This window comes from Providencia sp. PROV174 (assembly GCF_028480685.1).
GTDB lineage: Bacteria > Pseudomonadota > Gammaproteobacteria > Enterobacterales > Enterobacteriaceae > Providencia > Providencia rettgeri.
The window spans coordinates 242,212-258,232 of the sequence record NZ_JAMPOT010000008.1; the positions used below are offsets into that span (position 1 = coordinate 242,212).

At 38.5% G+C, this 16,021-nt stretch carries 12 protein-coding genes; 6 read left to right on the forward strand and 6 right to left on the reverse strand.

Annotation, left to right across the window (positions count from 1 at the left end; all coding sequences use genetic code 11):
• Positions 1–10: 10 nt before the first annotated feature.
• A complete protein-coding gene (gene pntA / locus PSE60_RS06910; RefSeq protein WP_272664945.1) occupies positions 11–1,540 on the reverse strand; it encodes a Re/Si-specific NAD(P)(+) transhydrogenase subunit alpha in 1,530 nt (509 codons plus the stop codon).
• 385 nt (positions 1,541–1,925) lie between these two features.
• On the opposite strand from pntA, the gene ydgH reads away from it, so the two are divergent.
• Both ydgH and PSE60_RS06920 read left to right on the forward strand, forming a co-directional pair.
• Positions 1,926–2,876 carry a DUF1471 family protein YdgH gene (gene ydgH / locus PSE60_RS06915; RefSeq protein WP_210838503.1) on the forward strand — a complete coding sequence of 317 codons (951 nt, stop codon included), beginning with the start codon at positions 1,926–1,928 and terminating at the stop codon, positions 2,874–2,876.
• Between the two features lie 353 nt (positions 2,877–3,229).
• Positions 3,230–4,570: a basic amino acid/polyamine antiporter gene (locus PSE60_RS06920; RefSeq protein ID WP_371031719.1), complete on the forward strand. Its 1,341-nt coding sequence runs from the start codon at positions 3,230–3,232 to the stop codon at positions 4,568–4,570.
• A gap of 284 nt (positions 4,571–4,854) precedes the next feature.
• Here PSE60_RS06920 and hrpA read toward each other — a convergent pair whose 3' ends face one another.
• The gene (gene hrpA, locus PSE60_RS06925) at positions 4,855–8,754 is read right to left on the reverse strand and encodes an ATP-dependent RNA helicase HrpA (protein WP_272664946.1); all 3,900 of its coding nucleotides are present in this window, start codon (positions 8,752–8,754) and stop codon (positions 4,855–4,857) included.
• Between the two features lie 215 nt (positions 8,755–8,969).
• Here hrpA and PSE60_RS06930 point away from each other — a divergent pair, with 215 nt between their 5' ends.
• Entirely contained in the window at positions 8,970–9,569 is a 600-nt protein-coding gene (locus PSE60_RS06930) for an FMN-dependent NADH-azoreductase (protein WP_210838508.1), read from the forward strand.
• Between the two features lie 79 nt (positions 9,570–9,648).
• On the opposite strand, the gene PSE60_RS06935 is transcribed toward PSE60_RS06930, so the two are convergent.
• From PSE60_RS06935 to PSE60_RS06945, 3 genes are read right to left on the reverse strand one after another with little or no spacing between them, the layout of a single operon-like run.
• Entirely contained in the window at positions 9,649–9,978 is a 330-nt protein-coding gene (locus PSE60_RS06935; protein WP_210838510.1) for a YdbL family protein, read from the reverse strand.
• Positions 9,975–10,187: a YnbE family lipoprotein gene (locus PSE60_RS06940; protein ID WP_102140371.1), complete on the reverse strand. Its 213-nt coding sequence runs from the start codon at positions 10,185–10,187 to the stop codon at positions 9,975–9,977. The genes PSE60_RS06935 and PSE60_RS06940 overlap by 4 nt, the downstream gene beginning before the upstream one ends.
• A gap of 11 nt (positions 10,188–10,198) precedes the next feature.
• Positions 10,199–12,796, reverse strand: coding sequence for a YdbH family protein (locus tag PSE60_RS06945; RefSeq protein ID WP_272664948.1), 2,598 nt, complete (start codon positions 12,794–12,796; stop codon positions 10,199–10,201).
• Positions 12,797–13,030: 234 nt separating this feature from the next.
• On the opposite strand from PSE60_RS06945, the gene PSE60_RS06950 reads away from it, so the two are divergent.
• Entirely contained in the window at positions 13,031–14,029 is a 999-nt protein-coding gene (locus PSE60_RS06950) for a 2-hydroxyacid dehydrogenase (RefSeq protein WP_210838518.1), read from the forward strand.
• A gap of 14 nt (positions 14,030–14,043) precedes the next feature.
• Complete coding sequence (locus PSE60_RS06955; RefSeq protein ID WP_210838512.1) at positions 14,044–14,481, forward strand: META domain-containing protein; 438 nt, start codon at positions 14,044–14,046, stop codon at positions 14,479–14,481.
• Between the two features lie 78 nt (positions 14,482–14,559).
• Here the strand turns inward: PSE60_RS06955 and grxB are convergent, their stop codons facing one another.
• Positions 14,560–15,198 carry a glutaredoxin 2 gene (grxB, locus tag PSE60_RS06960; RefSeq protein ID WP_272664950.1) on the reverse strand — a complete coding sequence of 213 codons (639 nt, stop codon included), beginning with the start codon at positions 15,196–15,198 and terminating at the stop codon, positions 14,560–14,562.
• Between the two features lie 179 nt (positions 15,199–15,377).
• On the opposite strand from grxB, the gene PSE60_RS06965 reads away from it, so the two are divergent.
• Positions 15,378–15,998, forward strand: coding sequence for a DJ-1/PfpI family protein (locus PSE60_RS06965; RefSeq protein WP_210840522.1), 621 nt, complete (start codon positions 15,378–15,380; stop codon positions 15,996–15,998).
• Positions 15,999–16,021 lie beyond the last annotated feature (23 nt).

A 16,021-nucleotide genomic window follows, 5' to 3' on the forward strand; every position in this document is an offset into this window, starting at 1 on the left:
AAGTTACCCCTTACCCTTTACGAAACATTTTTAACATACGTTGAGTTACAGTGAACCCACCAAAAATATTGATACTGGCGATCAATATGGCAATAAAGGATAAGAAGCTTACCCAGCCACCGCTTCCAATCTGGAGCAAGGCCCCAACGACGATGATCCCTGAAATAGCATTCGTGACTGACATTAACGGCGTATGCAATGCATGAGTGACATTCCAAACCACGTAATAACCGACCACACAAGCTAATGCAAATACCGTAAAGTGCGATAAAAACTCTTTTGGTGCTGAATTAGCGAACCAACCAAACAAGATGATAGCTAATGCCATCAAGCCATATTTCAGCGTCGGTGACATCTTTTTCTCAGGCGCTTTAACTTTTTCAACCGCTTGCGGTTTCGCCTGCGGCTGAGCAGATACCTGAATTGGGGGGGCAGGCCAGGTGATTTCACCTTGCTTAATCACTGTGACCCCGCGAATAACCAGATCGTCAAAATCAATGTTGATTTCACCGTCTTTTTCTTTGCATAGCAGTTTCATCAAGTTAACAAGGTTTGTTCCATATAACTGTGATGATTGAGTTGGTAAACGGCTTGGTAAATCGGTGTAACCAATGATTTTTACGCCATTGTCCGTCACAACCAACTTATCAGCTTGGGTTAATTCACAGTTTCCACCGGTTTGCGCCGCTAAGTCGACAACCACACTCCCTGGTTTCATTGATTCAACCATTTCCTTGGTAATCAATTTAGGGGCGGGTTTACCTGGGATCAGTGCCGTAGTCACAATGATATCGACTTCTTTCGCCTGGGCAGCGAACAATTCCATCTCAGCTTTAATAAATGCTTCTGACATCACTTTGGCATAGCCATCGCCACTACCAGCCTCTTCTTTGAAATCTAGCTCAAGGAATTCAGCCCCCATACTCTGAACTTGCTCTTTCACCTCAGGGCGAGTGTCAAAAGCGCGGACAATAGCGCCTAAGCTACCTGCTGCACCAATTGCAGCAAGACCAGCAACCCCAGCACCGATGATCATGACTTTCGCTGGAGGTACTTTACCTGCTGCCGTAATTTGCCCCGTAAAAAAACGGCCAAATTCATGAGCAGCTTCAACAATTGCACGGTAACCTGCAATATTTGCCATTGAACTCAGCGCATCAAGTGACTGGGCACGTGAAATACGTGGCACGGCATCCATCGCCATCACGTTAATTTTCCGAGCTTTTAAAGCGTCCATTAGCTCAGCATTTTGTGCCGGCCAAATGAAACTCACCAGTGTTGCCCCTTCTTTTAACAGAGGAATTTCATCATCCTGTGGCGCGTTGACTTTAAAAACGATATCCGCAGCAAATGCGGTATCACGATCAACGATTTCTGCCCCCGCTTGTTCGTATGCTACATCGTCAAAACTGGCTAAATGGCCCGCATTTTGTTCTACACAGACAGAAAAACCTAACTTAAGAAGTTGAGTTACTGTTGATGGTGTAGCTGCAACACGCGCTTCATTGGCAAGTCTTTCTCTTGGTATACCAATACGCATAATGTTCCCTTTTTAATGCCTAATGTAATGTTGTTAATAGAGTGTTTGCTAAAATAATGACTATCATCACAGAGAAAAGTCTTATTTTGTGCATAAACAGATTTTTAATGTTCTAATAACCTACTGAAAATAAGCTTCTTGATCCATAATTGATCTCGATTCTTAGACAGTAAATGGAATTCGCAGTGAAAATCTTAGTTTTAGGTCAATAAAATACTGGATACTTTAAAAAATCTGGTAAATTTAACTAGTCAATAATTATTTATTTCTCATAAAAAGAAAATCATGAGACAACGGGTTCCGTTACGTGTAATAATCACGTACATGTGATACAACTAAGATTCAGCATGTTTATAATAAATTGCGCAAGGCGGAAGGATTTTGTATGAAGCTGAAAACTACGGTCATCGCAGCCGCGGTGTTATCATTAACTAGTATAACTGCTACTCAGGCGGCTGTTGAATTGACGCCAAAACAGGCTACTGAATTAAAACCTTATGAGCGTATAACAGTTACCGGGCGCTTTAATGCTATTTATGAAGCATCCGATGCAGTCTCCCGTAGGGCTGATAAAATGGGGGCATATGCCTTTTACATTCAAAGCCTTGATGATGTAGGTGATAGCGGCAACATGCGTGTTGTTGCAGATGTCTACGCAAAAGATGCACCAGAAGTTAGTGCACCGAAACGTCGTGTATTCGGTGGTGTTGAGGAAATGTCAAAAACTGACGCAACAGAATATGAGCCTTTTGATACTGTTACGGTAAGCGGTTTTTACCCTTCTCAGCCAGACCTCTATGAGGCTATTGCTAAAAAAGCCCTTGAGAAAAATGCAGCCTCGTTCTATGTGGTTCGTAATATCGCAATGAATGATGGTGGAAACACATTAGCAACAGCTTACATCTATAAGAAAGATGCCCCGAAACGACAAGTACTTAATGAAGACGCAGTGATTCCTGCTGATTCAGAAGCTGGTCGAGCTCTATTAGCTGAAGGCGGTGAAGCAGCTAAAAAAGTACGTATCCCAGGTGTTGCATCTTCTGAAGAGCCAACAAGCGCAGTCGGTCGTTTCTTTGAAACCTCTAGCAGCCAGCCAGGTCGTACTAGTGTGACTCTGCCAAGTGGCTATGTTATTGAAGAAGTGAACAAAACAGCAGCAGCTCAAATGGTTCCATTTGACTCTATTACATTCTCAGGATATTACACCAATACGCCAGAAGTACGTTACCAAATAGCAAAACGTGCTGAAGCTAAAGGGGCTAAATATTTCCATATTACAAGAGAATGGCAATCTAATGGTGGAAGTGTCACTATCAGTGCTGACTTGTTTAAATAACCCAGTATTACGTGATGTTAAAACCAGCCTACTCGGCTGGTTTTTTTGTTTTTATACTTTCTCTTTACGTTATTTATCTTCTTTGGCTCTATTCACTTCCATTCTTTTGAAAAAGTGCATAAAACATCCTTAAAAATGCATACATTGCCATTGCATATCTGTCATTTCGTTCGTAGAATCCACACCCATGAAAACATGCAGTCATTCTATCTGCTTTTTTAATGGCTACTAGTTAAACTAATTATTGCAATGGCATTTTAACGTCATTTTAACTTTTGATTTCTGAACGTTCAGGATTTACTTTGAAAAATACTTTGAGTCTTACCGCACTAACAGCGCTAGTTCTTAGCTCAATGGTTGGCGCCGGTGTTTTTAGTCTCCCTCAAAATATGGCGGAAGTTGCCAGCCCACTCGCATTAATAATTGGTTGGTCAATTACGGGGGTGGGTATCCTCTTTTTGGCATTTGCCTTATTGTTACTTTCCCGTATACGTCCTGACCTTGACGGTGGAATATTTACTTACGCAAAAGTCGGCTTCGGGGAGTTAATTGGTTTTTGTTCAGCCTGGGGGTATTGGCTATGTGCGGTAGTTGCCAATGTGTCTTATCTCGTTATCGTATTCGCTGCAATCAGTTTTTTTACGGATACGCCTGATAACATTATTTTTGGTGATGGGAATACATGGCAAGCTCTAATCGGAGAGTCCATACTTCTCTGGTTTGTTCATTATTTAGTTCTTCGAGGGGTACAGACAGCCGCTGGGATTAATAAACTTGCTACAATGGCAAAATTGGTTCCTCTTGGCTTATTTATTGTATTGGCTTTTTTTGCGTTTAAACTTGATATTTTCAATGCAGATTTTAGTGGTATCGAATTTGGCGTTCCGGTTTGGGAACAAGTCAAAGATACCATGCTGATTACACTATGGGTATTCATTGGTATCGAAGGTGCTGTTGTCGTTTCTGCTAGAGCTAAAAACCGCCGTGATGTTGGCTTAGCAACAATTTTTGCAGTAAGTTCTGCATTAATTATCTACATTCTTGTTACCTTACTTTCCCTAGGTATCATGCCTAGAGCTGAACTCGCAGAAATAAAAAACCCATCCATGGCTCCGCTCATGGTAAATTTAATTGGTTCGAGTGGTGATATTATTATTGCGGCAGGCCTAATTATTTCCGTTTGTGGGGCTTATCTAAGCTGGACTATTATGGCTGCTGAAGTACCTTATATCGCAGCCCAATATCAATCATTCCCTAAAATATTCAACAAATTAAATAAAAATGATGCACCATCATCTTCTTTATGGCTCACCAATGGTGCAGTACAACTCTCTTTGGTTCTTATTTGGCTTAGTGGGAGTAATTACAACACATTGCTTACCATCGCCTCTGAAATGATTTTAGTCCCTTATTTCCTTGTTGGCGCATTTTTAGTAAAAGTAGCTTTTGAACGTCATAATAAAGCATTACTTGCCGTTGGAGCTATTGCCAGCCTTTATGGTTTATGGCTGCTTTATGCATCAGGGTTAATTAATTTGCTATTATCCGTCGTTTTGTATGCTCCAGGTATTTTGGTCTTTTTCTATGCTCGTCAGCAGCAAACCAACCAAATGCCATTAAAAGCGATTGAAAAAATCATGGCATATGCCATTGCGATAGCCGCTATTCCTGCACTCTATTATTTGGTTGCCTAATTTTATGCAAAGGGCTTAATTTTAATAAATAAATTTAAGCCCTAGTTTACTGTAAAATCCTAGTTTCCGGTCGCTTAATAGCCCAATAATTTTCTAGTAATGGCCCCTCTTTCACCATTTTTCGCTCTCTTATTTTAGTGAAAATGACTGTTGTACGAACTCGAAAGTTTATATTTTTAACTCTCCTTTAGCATGTTGTAACTAAATAGGTCAAGGTTAACTAAAATAAAAAACGCTTCACATAATCAATATGTGAAGCGCTAATTAGTAAAAAATAATAGTTCTTACAGCTGTTGTGATAAGTGTTCCATCGACTGAATAATGCGCTTATCCGAAATTGGGTATGGTGTTCCAAGCTGTTGGGCAAACAAGCTAACTCGCAGTTCTTCAATCATCCAACGAATTTCTTGAACTTCTGGCATATTTTTCTGAATTGGAGATAATTTAACTAGCCATTGTTGCCACATATTCTGAACATGCTCTACCTTACTCATTTGAGCACGATCTCGGTTAGGGTCAATCGCTAATTTTTCTAATCGCCGCTCTATCCCATTTAAATAACGAAGAATATCAGGTAAGCGCTTCCAACCATGAGTGGTCACAAAACCTTTAAATACCAAATTCGACATTTGTGTTTTTATATCCGATAACGCTATTGCCATCGAAAAATCAACCCGCCCTTTTAGACGTTTATTGATAGCAAACACCGCTGTTAATATTTGTTCAACTTGCTTAGCAATATTAACAACCACATCATTTAATTCTGCACGTGCAAACTCTTTCAGTTTTTCAAACTGCACTTCATCCCATACCGCACCACCAAAATCAGCAATTATTTGGTCGACGCCACAAGCAATACAGTCATCAATTAACTCTAATACCTTACCATAAGGGTTAAAATACAGACCTAATTTTGATTTATTTGGTAGTTTTTCATGTAGATATTTAATTGGTGATGGAATGTTTAACAGCAATAACCGACGTACTCCGGCCCACATTGCTTGCTGTTGTTCCAATTCGGTTTCAAATACCTTGATACCAACGCTATTTTTCTCATCGACTAACGCAGGATAAGCTTTAACGGAATATCCGCCTCTTTTTTGCTCATAACGTTGAGGCAACTCGCCAAAACTCCAAATATGTAACCCGTGTTGCTCAATGCCGTCATCCACAACTTCAGATAACGTTTCTTGCACTTTTTCTTTTAAGCTATTTTTTAGCTCATCAAGATTTTGTCCTTCTGCAACGGTTTTATTTTTGTCACCTACAACACGATACGTCATTTTTAAATGGGCTGGAAGCTGCGCTAATTGCCATGATTCGCGTTCAACAGTGACACCCGTCATACGGCGTAATTCACGTTCAAGTTTATCCAATACACTGCCTTCAGGCTCTGGCACTCGTTCTAAAAATGCAGAAGCATAATTAGGTGCAGGGACAAAATTTCGTCTAATAGGTTTAGGTAGTGATTTAATTAAAGCAACGATTAGCTCATGACGCAGCCCAGGAACTTGCCAATCAAAGCCAATATTCTGAACCTGATTTAATACAGCAAGAGGTATATGTACCGTCACACCATCAGCATCAGTTCCAGGTTCAAATTGGTAACTCAACCGAAATTTTAAATCCCCTTGATGCCAATAGTTAGGGTAATCAAGAGCTGAAACATTGCTGGCGTCCTCTTTAATCAGCATACTTTTTTCAAAGCTTAACAAGTCAGATTGTTGCTTAGATGCCGTTTTCCACCAATTATCAAAATGACGGGAGGAAATCACATCATTCGGGATACGTTGGTCATAAAATGCAAATAATGTTTCATCATCAACTAAAATGTCACGTCGACGTGATTTATGCTCCAAATCCTCTACTTCTGATAATAATTTCAGATTTTCTTTAAAGAATGCGTGGCGAGTAACCCAATCCCCTTCAACCAAAGCGTGACGAATAAATAACTCACGGCATAGTAATGGGTCTATGTTCCCATAGTTAACCTGCCTTGACGCAACAATAGGTAGCCCATATAGAGTCACTTTTTCGGAGGCCATTACCGCGCCTTCAGATTTTGACCAATGAGGCTCACTATAACTATGTTTAGTTAAATGTTCAGCTAAGGGTTCAACCCACTCAACATCGATGGATGCGGCAATTCTTCCCCATAATTTCGATGTTTCAACAAGTTCCGCAACCATTGCCCATTTTGGTGGTTTTTTAAACAAACCAGAACCCGGAAAAATAGTAAAACGTGCATTCCTAGCCCCAGTGAACTCGTGTTTATCGGCATCTTTTTGACCAATATGTGAAAGTAACCCAGCCAATAACGAAACGTGAATACTTCGAAAATCTACCTCCGAGCTATTAATGGCAAACCCTTGCTCTTTCACCACTTGCCTCAGTTGGGTATATAAATCTTGCCACTCTCGAATACGTAAATAGTTGAGAAAATCTTGGCGGCACATTTTTCTAAACTGGGCGTTAGAAAGCTGTGTTTGTTGTTCTTTTAAGTAATCCCAAAGATTTAAAAAGGCTAAGAAATCTGATTGCTTATCATGGAAACGACGATGTTTTTCATCAGCAGCTTGCTGCTTATCTAACGGCCTCTCCCTCGGATCTTGAATTGACAATGCAGAAACAATCACCATTGTCTCACGAACTGCACCATGTTTACGTGCTTCAATCACCATCCGAGCAAGTCTTGGGTCAACAGGAAGCTGAGCTAGCTGCCGACCTGTATCTGTCAATTGATAGCCTTTATCTGCCTGTTTGTGGGACTTAATTGCACCTAGCTCTTCCAGTAATTTCACACCATCTTGGATATTACGTTTATCTGGCGCCTCTACAAATGGAAACGCAGAAATATCACCAAGGCCAATAGAAGTCATTTGTAATATAACTGATGCTAAATTCGTGCGTAAAATTTCAGGGTCTGTAAACTCTGGGCGTGATAGAAAGTCATCTTCTGAATATAAACGAATACAAATCCCATCAGAAACACGGCCACAGCGCCCTTTACGTTGATTAGCTGAAGCCTGAGAGATCGCTTCAACAGGGAGACGCTGTACTTTTGTACGGTAACTATAACGACTAATACGTGCATAACCGGTATCAATGACATATTTGATACCAGGTACCGTTAATGATGTTTCTGCTACGTTTGTTGCAAGAATGATCCGCCGTCCCCCATGAGGATGAAAGATACGATTTTGCTCACTATTAGAAAGCCTTGCGAATAATGGTAAGATTTCAGTATGACGTAAAGAAAGTTTTGATAACGCATCTGCGGTATCACGAATTTCCCGTTCACCGCTCATAAAAATCAATATATCGCCATTACCTTCAACAGATAGCTCATTTACGGCATCTATTATCCCATCTATTTGGTCACTGTCGCTATCGTTCTGATCTCCCACAATAGGACGATAACGGACTTCAACCGGATAGGTACGGCCAGACACTTCAACAATCGGAGCATGATTAAAGTGTTTCGAAAAACGTTCTGGGTCAATAGTTGCTGATGTAATAATAACTTTTAAATCAGGACGTCTTGGTAATAATTGATGTAAATAACCTAAAATAAAGTCGATATTGAGGCTTCTTTCGTGAGCTTCATCGATGATAATAGTGTCATATTGCAACAGCAATTTGTCATTTTGTAATTCTGCAAGCAAGATACCATCAGTCATCAATTTGACTTGAGTCGTTTCACTCACTTGGTCACTAAATCGTACTTTATAGCCAACATTTGAACCTAATTCACATTCAAGTTCTTGAGCAAGACGTGTCGCGACTGAGCGTGCGGCTAAACGTCTTGGCTGCGTGTGGCCTATAAATCCTAGGACCCCTCTGCCAAGTTCTAGACAAATTTTTGGAATTTGGGTGGTCTTTCCGGAGCCCGTTTCACCTGCAACAATGACCACTTGATACTTTTTAATGGCATCTAAAATAACCTCTTTTTTCTGGCTAACGGGTAAATTATCCGGATACACAATTTTAGGCGCATTTAATCGTTTAATTTCAACTTTTTGTTTGGCCTTTTCAATATCTATTTTAATAGCGTCAAGTACCGCAGAGCGCGATTTTTCGTTCTGGATCTTTGCAATACCCTGCACTCTTTTCTTTAGCAACCATTGGTCACGTAATGAAGTTTGTCCAATATCAGCAGTTAATGCCGTCAGAATGGATTTCACCTGTTAAATCCTTATCTTTAATAAATTTCAATACACGCTAGCCAACCCACTTCGTAATTTGTAAGGGCTAAATTTCGTTTTTATTTTTTAATTGTTGTTATCACATAAAAATACCATCAATTTTTTTGAAGAAGGCTATCTAATTTTTTTCCTATCAATCAGTTACACCATACGTATCATTACCAATAAAGTTTTACCTAAAAATAGAGGAACACATGAGTAAAGTATTACTATTGAAATCAAGTATTCTGGCTGACTATTCACAAAGCAATAAAATGGCAGATTACTTTATTCAACAATGGCAGGAAAAACACTCAGCAGATACAGTAACTGTACGAGATTTAGTCAAAGAGCCAATTCCAGCGATTGACGGTGAAATTTTAGCAGCTTTTGGTCCAAGTGACACGAAAACAGAACAACAACAAGCACATTTGGACCTGTCAAATACGTTGATTGATGAAATTAAAGCTCACGATGTGATTGTTATTGCAGCCCCAATGTATAACTTTACGATTTCTTCTCATTTAAAACATTACTTCGACTTTATCGCTCGCTCAGGGCACACGTTTAAATATACAGAACAAGGTTCTGTTGGCTTATTAAAAGACAAGCGTGCCTATGTATTAACCAGTCGAGGTGGTATCTATAAAGGCACACCAACAGATACCATGGTGCCTTATTTAACATTATTTTTAGATTTCATTGGCATTACAGACGTTGAGTTCGTTTTTGCTGAAGGAACATCGTTAGGCCAAGAGTCCGTTGAACGAGCACATCAACAAGCACAAAGTCATATAAATACTATTATCGCTTAAGATATAGTCTTTTAAGTCATATATTATTAAAACCCAAAACTACCATTGTTATATTTTGCGCACTTTCTGAGTGCGCTTTTTATTTCTTTTGTAACCATTGGCCATTAATGCCACGCACAAACTCCCCAGGACTTGCCCGTTCTACGAGTTTTTGCCCTGCTATCCTAGCGACCTCATTTGTTTTTAGGTTATTTTTTGCAGCAATTTCGCTGTATCTTTTTTCTCGTTCTTGATTAATTTGTGCCGCTAGTTTAGTAGCCTCCTGATTACTCGTATTAATCGGAGCTAAATAGCCCGACAGCGTTTCCCCCAATAGGCCTGTTTCTTTGGCTTCATCAACCGTAATTGCGATCGCCTGAAAAGCAGTTAATAATGAACATAGTGCTAGTGCCTTGATAATTCGACTCATTTGGGATTTACCTCACCGAACAAATCACTATTTTCTTTCAATAATTCTTCTACTTGCCTATCTGCTTTTATTTGAATTTCATGTTCAATTTTTACATTCATATTAATATTGATGGGCTTATCCGGTGTTGCTACCTCAACTCGCAAGCAAGCTGATAACAACAACGCAATTGATATAGCTGTAGTGAATTTTAATATTTTCACGTTCATTCTTCTGCTCATTATAAATTTTTTTCCAACCACTCTTCTAAAGAGCTACCAAATCGTAAACTGCGCCATAATTGAAAGATATTTTCTTCATGTTGATAATGCAAATGAACTTCACGTTTTTTCTTTTCTTGTGTGTTATACCCTTCAAGGATTGTTGTCATCTTTAACATTCCTAAGTTTGTAACATTAACATCTGTACGGCTGCGTTTTATTTCCAAATATTGTAACCACCCCATTGCGGAACCCGCAGATAAATTATCTTCTCGGATAGAATCAACAAATTGGGTATCTAGTCGTAATGTTAATGGCCCACTATTTTCTAACCATCCATCTTTAACTATCCATTCTGGGTTATTTAAATAAAAAGGTAATTCACCATTAACTTTACCGGATACCGCAAATTGAGACACTTTTAGTATGGTAAATAACTGACTAAGTTCAATCTGCCTTAATTTTATCGTAGCGGCTTGCGTTTGTGGCCAACGCAGTAAATCCATCGATATTTCACCCCCTAATGTTTTAAAGCCGACATTAGTCAGTTTTAATGGTAAATTTTCCGTTGGCGGATAAGAACCCGAGAGATCTGCTTTAATGTCAGTTAATTCGAATAAATTATTGAGCTGCTTAATACGCAATTCAACGGGTGCTTTACCACCCAAAGTCCAAGTACTTTGTTTTAAACGCCACGGTAAAACAAAATCTAACCCTGATAATTCACCATCTTTTAACCAAAGACTAGTATTCTCTACACGCCAGTGTCCTCCTGCAATAAAACCATCTTCCGGCGTTATTGAAAAAGCAGCTTGAGAAAATAGTTTTCCTTGTTTTAATTCAATACCAAGGTCAGCAGGAATTAACGTTTGAAAAGCCGTGACCGACTGTTCAGGCCAACGAGCTTCTCCTCTTAATCTTTCACCGTCCCAGCGCCCAAAGATGACTATTGGCCCTACATCTTTAGTACTTAAGTCACCTTTAAGTTGAAACTCAGCAGGAGATTTTCCATTAAGATCTGCGTTTAATGTGATCCTTGGTAAGTAACTTTCAGTGCCGAATTGCATCCTTTCACTGGTAAGCTGTAATTTTCCATTAAAATTGGCTTTATTCTGAGCTCGTTGCCAAACTAATGGCTTACTTAGTTGTAAACGCGGAGCCCTCATCGATAAGAGCCCGTATTGTATTTGGTCAAAACCTGTATTTAGGCTATTTAATGTGATTAAAGTGTCCTGCCAACTCCCATTGCCCTTAATATCCCAATTAGCTGATAATGAAGGCAAATTGGCATTTCCCCAATAATTCCAAAACCATTTTCCCTTATCTAAGGTAAAGTTATTGGCTTTGCCATCCAAATGAATGTCGAAATCGCCCCAATACTGCTCTTTAACCTTAAGGATAGCTTGTAAACGCCCTGAAATACCATCTTCACTTAACGATGTTCCCGCGAGTGGTAATCTCACTTCATTAAGAACAAGTGTTTCAGAAAGACGACCATAAGCTCTTAATAGTGAACTAGATAAAAACGCAATTTTTGGTGCTGCCAACTGGCCTGAAAGCTTGGCGGGTAAATGAATATCCAGCACCATATCATCATATTTAACTTGGCCATTTAAACTAAAATTAATATTCGTATCGAGTAAGTCTATTTGAGTGGCTGGTAGTGTTAAAACAATATTAGCTTTACCTTTCTTCGCTTGTGTAAGCATATTGACACGCCCTGAGAAAACCATTTCACTTAACGTTTTATCCCAGTTATCGACTTGAAAACTAACACCTCCTTGCAAAGGAATATCAGCTTCTTTCCATTGCCATTTTCCTTGGGATATCTGTATGTTAGATGGTGATAGTGTCCATGGTAGATAAAGTAATTCTTCTTGTGTTTCTGTATCCTTAACCGTTAATGCACCTTGGCCATTCACCCAACCAAATTCAGCCAGTAAAAATTTTTCTGGGTTGATTAACTTAAAGTAGGTATTCAATTCCCCTTTTTCGGGAAATTGATTAGCCATTAATGGCAATTGAACATCACCAAATAACTCTATTGTTTGCTTTTGTTCTGGTAGGTACGTAAAGAAATCTTTAATAACCAATTGATGCTCAGCCGTAATTAAAGATGACAATCTTAAATTATCCCCTCTAAAATCAAACTGTAGAGGATTAACCTGATTTTTACGCAACCAGATACTGCCTTGGTAATCACTCCATGGTTGTATATTGGTATTATTGATAACTAATGAAAAAAAAGGGAGATTATCGATAAGCTCTTCAATGTTAATTGGTTCATTAACTGTTTCATTAGTTGGCTCAAGAGCGCTTAAACATTCAGTTTTTATATCAAGGCCATCCACAATAGCATGCAAGGGAAAGACAGAAAGCCTTGTGCTATTCAATTGAACCAATGTGCAATTGTTTGCTGTTATACTGATACTTGCTATATCCAACTGACCATAACTAATTCTTGGTTCTGAAAATGAAAGTTTAAGTGGCTTAGGAAGATAGTGCGATGCAACAACTGGCATCCAGTGAGATATCGTTATCCATAAGAGTATTAAGAGAGCAGCGATTCCCCCCAAAAAGCAGAGTAATATTCTGAATACTCTTTTTATTAACTGCATTACTGCGTCCCTTATTCGAATTGCTCTATAGCGCACGTGATAAATTTCAGCAAAATTTTCTTATTAAACCTGTTACTAACAAAGATAAACCACATTCAATCGTAAACAGATACCTATTTTCTTAATTTATAGGTGATTTACAAACTTAATTGTCTTATTCTGAGTTTATATTTTGTAGGTACACCTTTTTACCTACTCTTTTCTAATTGGTTCCTAAAAATTGGAGTCTTTGTGATGAAAATTGTTTCTTATAGTACCAAACAGTATGACCGCAAGCACATGGAACAAGTAAATCAAAATTCTGGATTTAATTTTAGTATTGAATATTTTGATTTTCCATTGACGGTTCAGACCGCTAAAAATGCGGTTGGTGCCGACGCCATCTGTATTTTCGTTAACGACGAAGCTAATCGCGCTGTTTTGAAAGAGCTTGCCGCACTAAATATTCGAATTTTAGCTTTACGTTGTGCTGGCTTTAACAACGTTGATTTACAAGCAGCTAAAGAATTAGGTATTCAGGTTGTCCGCGTGCCCGCTTATTCTCCTGAGGCTGTCGCCGAACATGCTGTTGGTATGATGCTATGCCTTAATCGCAGGATCCACCGAGCATACCAGCGTACTCGAGATGCAAATTTCTCTCTCGAGGGGTTAACAGGCTTTAATATGCATAACCGCACTGCGGGTATTATCGGCACCGGAAAAATTGGTCAAGCAACACTACGTATTTTAAAGGGATTCGGAATGCGTTTACTCGCACATGACCCCTACCCGAACCAAGCTGTTTTAGATTTGGGCGCTGAATATGTTGACTTAGATACTTTATATGAACAATCAGATATTATTTCTCTTCATTGTCCATTAACACCAGAAAATCATCACTTACTCGATGAAAATGCCTTCAAGAAAATGAAAAATGGAGTCATGATCATCAATACAAGCCGAGGTGCATTAGTCGATTCTGTTGCGGCAATAAATGCACTAAAATCGCAGAAAATTGGCGCTTTAGGTATGGATGTATATGAAAATGAGCGAGATTTATTTTTCGAAGATAAGTCTAATGATGTCATACAAGATGATGTTTTTCGTCGACTTTCCTCTTGCCACAACGTATTGTTTACAGGGCATCAAGCGTTTTTAACGGAGGAAGCATTAACAAGCATCAGTCAAACTACGCTTAATAATATCCGTCAAATAAGTCGTGGGGAAATTTGCCCTAATATTGTTAACGCATAGTTGGGTCTGGAACCATGAAACGCCTAATTCCACTTACAATTTTGGGTTTATTGCTAGCAGCTTGCCAAACTCATCAAGTCAATGCGCGAAATGATGACCAAGCACTTGAAAATAAATTAATGCATCATCGTTTTATTCTCACTGAAGTGAATGGTAAGGCCATTAACAGTAAGCAAACAACTCCTTCCCTTTCTTTTGGCGAGAAAATGTTTGTTTCTGCATCAATGTGTAATGATTTTAACGGGTTTGGCGATATCAAAAACGCAAAAATTACTGTAAAAAACTTAACTAGAACGGAACTCGAATGTGTTGATGAAGATTTATCTAAATGGGATTCAATGATAAACCGAGTACTGTCTGATGGCGCTGTTATTTCTTTAAAAAACAATCAGCTAGTATTAATTCAGGGCCATTACAAATTAGTTTATACACTACGTGACTACGTCCATTAATGGATTATCCTGCACAACCGGCCTCTTTTAGAGGCGGTTGGCGTTTAACAAAATTCACTGAACTTACAGCCAAATAGGTTATTTTGCTTTATCAAATAACAAGTTAACATTCGAGTATTTTGCAATTCGCTCCATATAATTTCGAATGTTTGTGCTAAATGATAAGTGCTCGACAATACTCAAACTGCGTAAGATTGGAAAAATAATAAAATCATTAATATCAATATCTTCACTCCGTGTTTCTAACCACGCATCTAATAAAGATAATTGCGGTTCTAATTCAACTAGCAACGTATGTGTTTCTTTTTTAAGCTCATTTAAGTCGCCGTAAGATTTTGATGTTCTGTTTATATATGCTGCTCTAGCTTCCGTTGTACTGATTTCGGGGAAATCCGTTTGAGTAAAGCGTGGAGTTACAAGCTTATATACCACAGCAGAAACCGTTTTAGACCAAGTCTCTATTTCAGGAGTAATACTCCCTCCTGCATATTTAGGTTCATTAATACTATCAACATAATGAACAATATCTAAACTTTCAGGTAAATAACTCCCATCATCTTTTTGTAGAATAGGTAACATTTTTCGACCAATCATTTTTGTCGGTGTATCTATGTCATCATCGAATAAAACGATTTGCTCTACTGCTAACTTTTTTAAACCAAAAATCATTCTTGCTCTGACACAAAACGGACAGTGGTCATAAATATATAATTTCATTGTTAACCTCACTAATTTGGTAATAAAAGTTACAATAGGTTTTATACAGTATACTTGAGTGGTTACATTTATGTCTTATCACGCTTGTAAGATTTTATTTAGCGCAAGGAAAAATAAATGTAATAGAGTGCACAAAATCCCAATAATTAAATATAGATCATGGGAAAATATGTTTAATAATGGCTAAACTTGAGAAAAATATGCAGCTAAATTCTATCGCAATTATCCTTTTTGATAATTTTGAAACCCTTGATGTTATGGGACCTGTTGAAGTATTTGGCCGTTTAGAACATTGCCAAATTGAATTTATCTCACCTTCAGGGAAACCTATGACCAGCTCTCAAGGAGTTACAGTCAATACACGCCCTATACTTACCCCATGTTATCAATATATTTTAATACCTGGAGGACAAGGTACTCGCTCATTATCGCAGAATGATGATTATATTCAGTGGCTGAAAAAACAGGTTGAGTATGCGGAAACTGTCATTTCAGTTTGTACTGGTTCCGCACTTCTTGCTCAAACATCCCTTTTAAACGGCTTTAAGGCTACAACAAATAAGCTCGCTTATCAGTGGGTAACTTCACTCAATGACCAGGTATTATGGCAATCTAAAGCAAGATGGGTTCATGATAATAAGTTTTATACCTCATCTGGTATTAGTGCAGGTATTGATATGTCATTACAGATTATCTGCGATTTTTATAACCGAGACATTGCAAATAATATTGCTCTTAAAATGGAGTATATATGGAATAAAGATGCTAATCATGACCCTTTTTCAAAAGTAATCATTTAAGATGTTTATAGTTTTATTTAAAT

Bases quoted from the DNA above. Each gene is read 5' to 3' on its own strand.
- pntA (WP_272664945.1), bottom strand. From the start codon at position 1,540: ATGCGTATTGGTATACCAAGAGAAAGACTTGCCAATGAAGCGCGTGTT.
- ydgH (WP_210838503.1), top strand. From the start codon at position 1,926: ATGAAGCTGAAAACTACGGTCATCGCAGCCGCGGTGTTATCATTAACT.
- PSE60_RS06920 (WP_371031719.1), top strand. From the start codon at position 3,230: ATGGTTGGCGCCGGTGTTTTTAGTCTCCCTCAAAATATGGCGGAAGTT.
- PSE60_RS06930 (WP_210838508.1), top strand. From the start codon at position 8,970: ATGAGTAAAGTATTACTATTGAAATCAAGTATTCTGGCTGACTATTCA.
- PSE60_RS06935 (WP_210838510.1), bottom strand. From the start codon at position 9,978: ATGAGTCGAATTATCAAGGCACTAGCACTATGTTCATTATTAACTGCT.
- PSE60_RS06940 (WP_102140371.1), bottom strand. From the start codon at position 10,187: ATGAACGTGAAAATATTAAAATTCACTACAGCTATATCAATTGCGTTG.
- PSE60_RS06945 (WP_272664948.1), bottom strand. From the start codon at position 12,796: ATGCAGTTAATAAAAAGAGTATTCAGAATATTACTCTGCTTTTTGGGG.
- PSE60_RS06950 (WP_210838518.1), top strand. From the start codon at position 13,031: ATGAAAATTGTTTCTTATAGTACCAAACAGTATGACCGCAAGCACATG.
- PSE60_RS06955 (WP_210838512.1), top strand. From the start codon at position 14,044: ATGAAACGCCTAATTCCACTTACAATTTTGGGTTTATTGCTAGCAGCT.
- grxB (WP_272664950.1), bottom strand. From the start codon at position 15,198: ATGAAATTATATATTTATGACCACTGTCCGTTTTGTGTCAGAGCAAGA.
- PSE60_RS06965 (WP_210840522.1), top strand. From the start codon at position 15,378: ATGGCTAAACTTGAGAAAAATATGCAGCTAAATTCTATCGCAATTATC.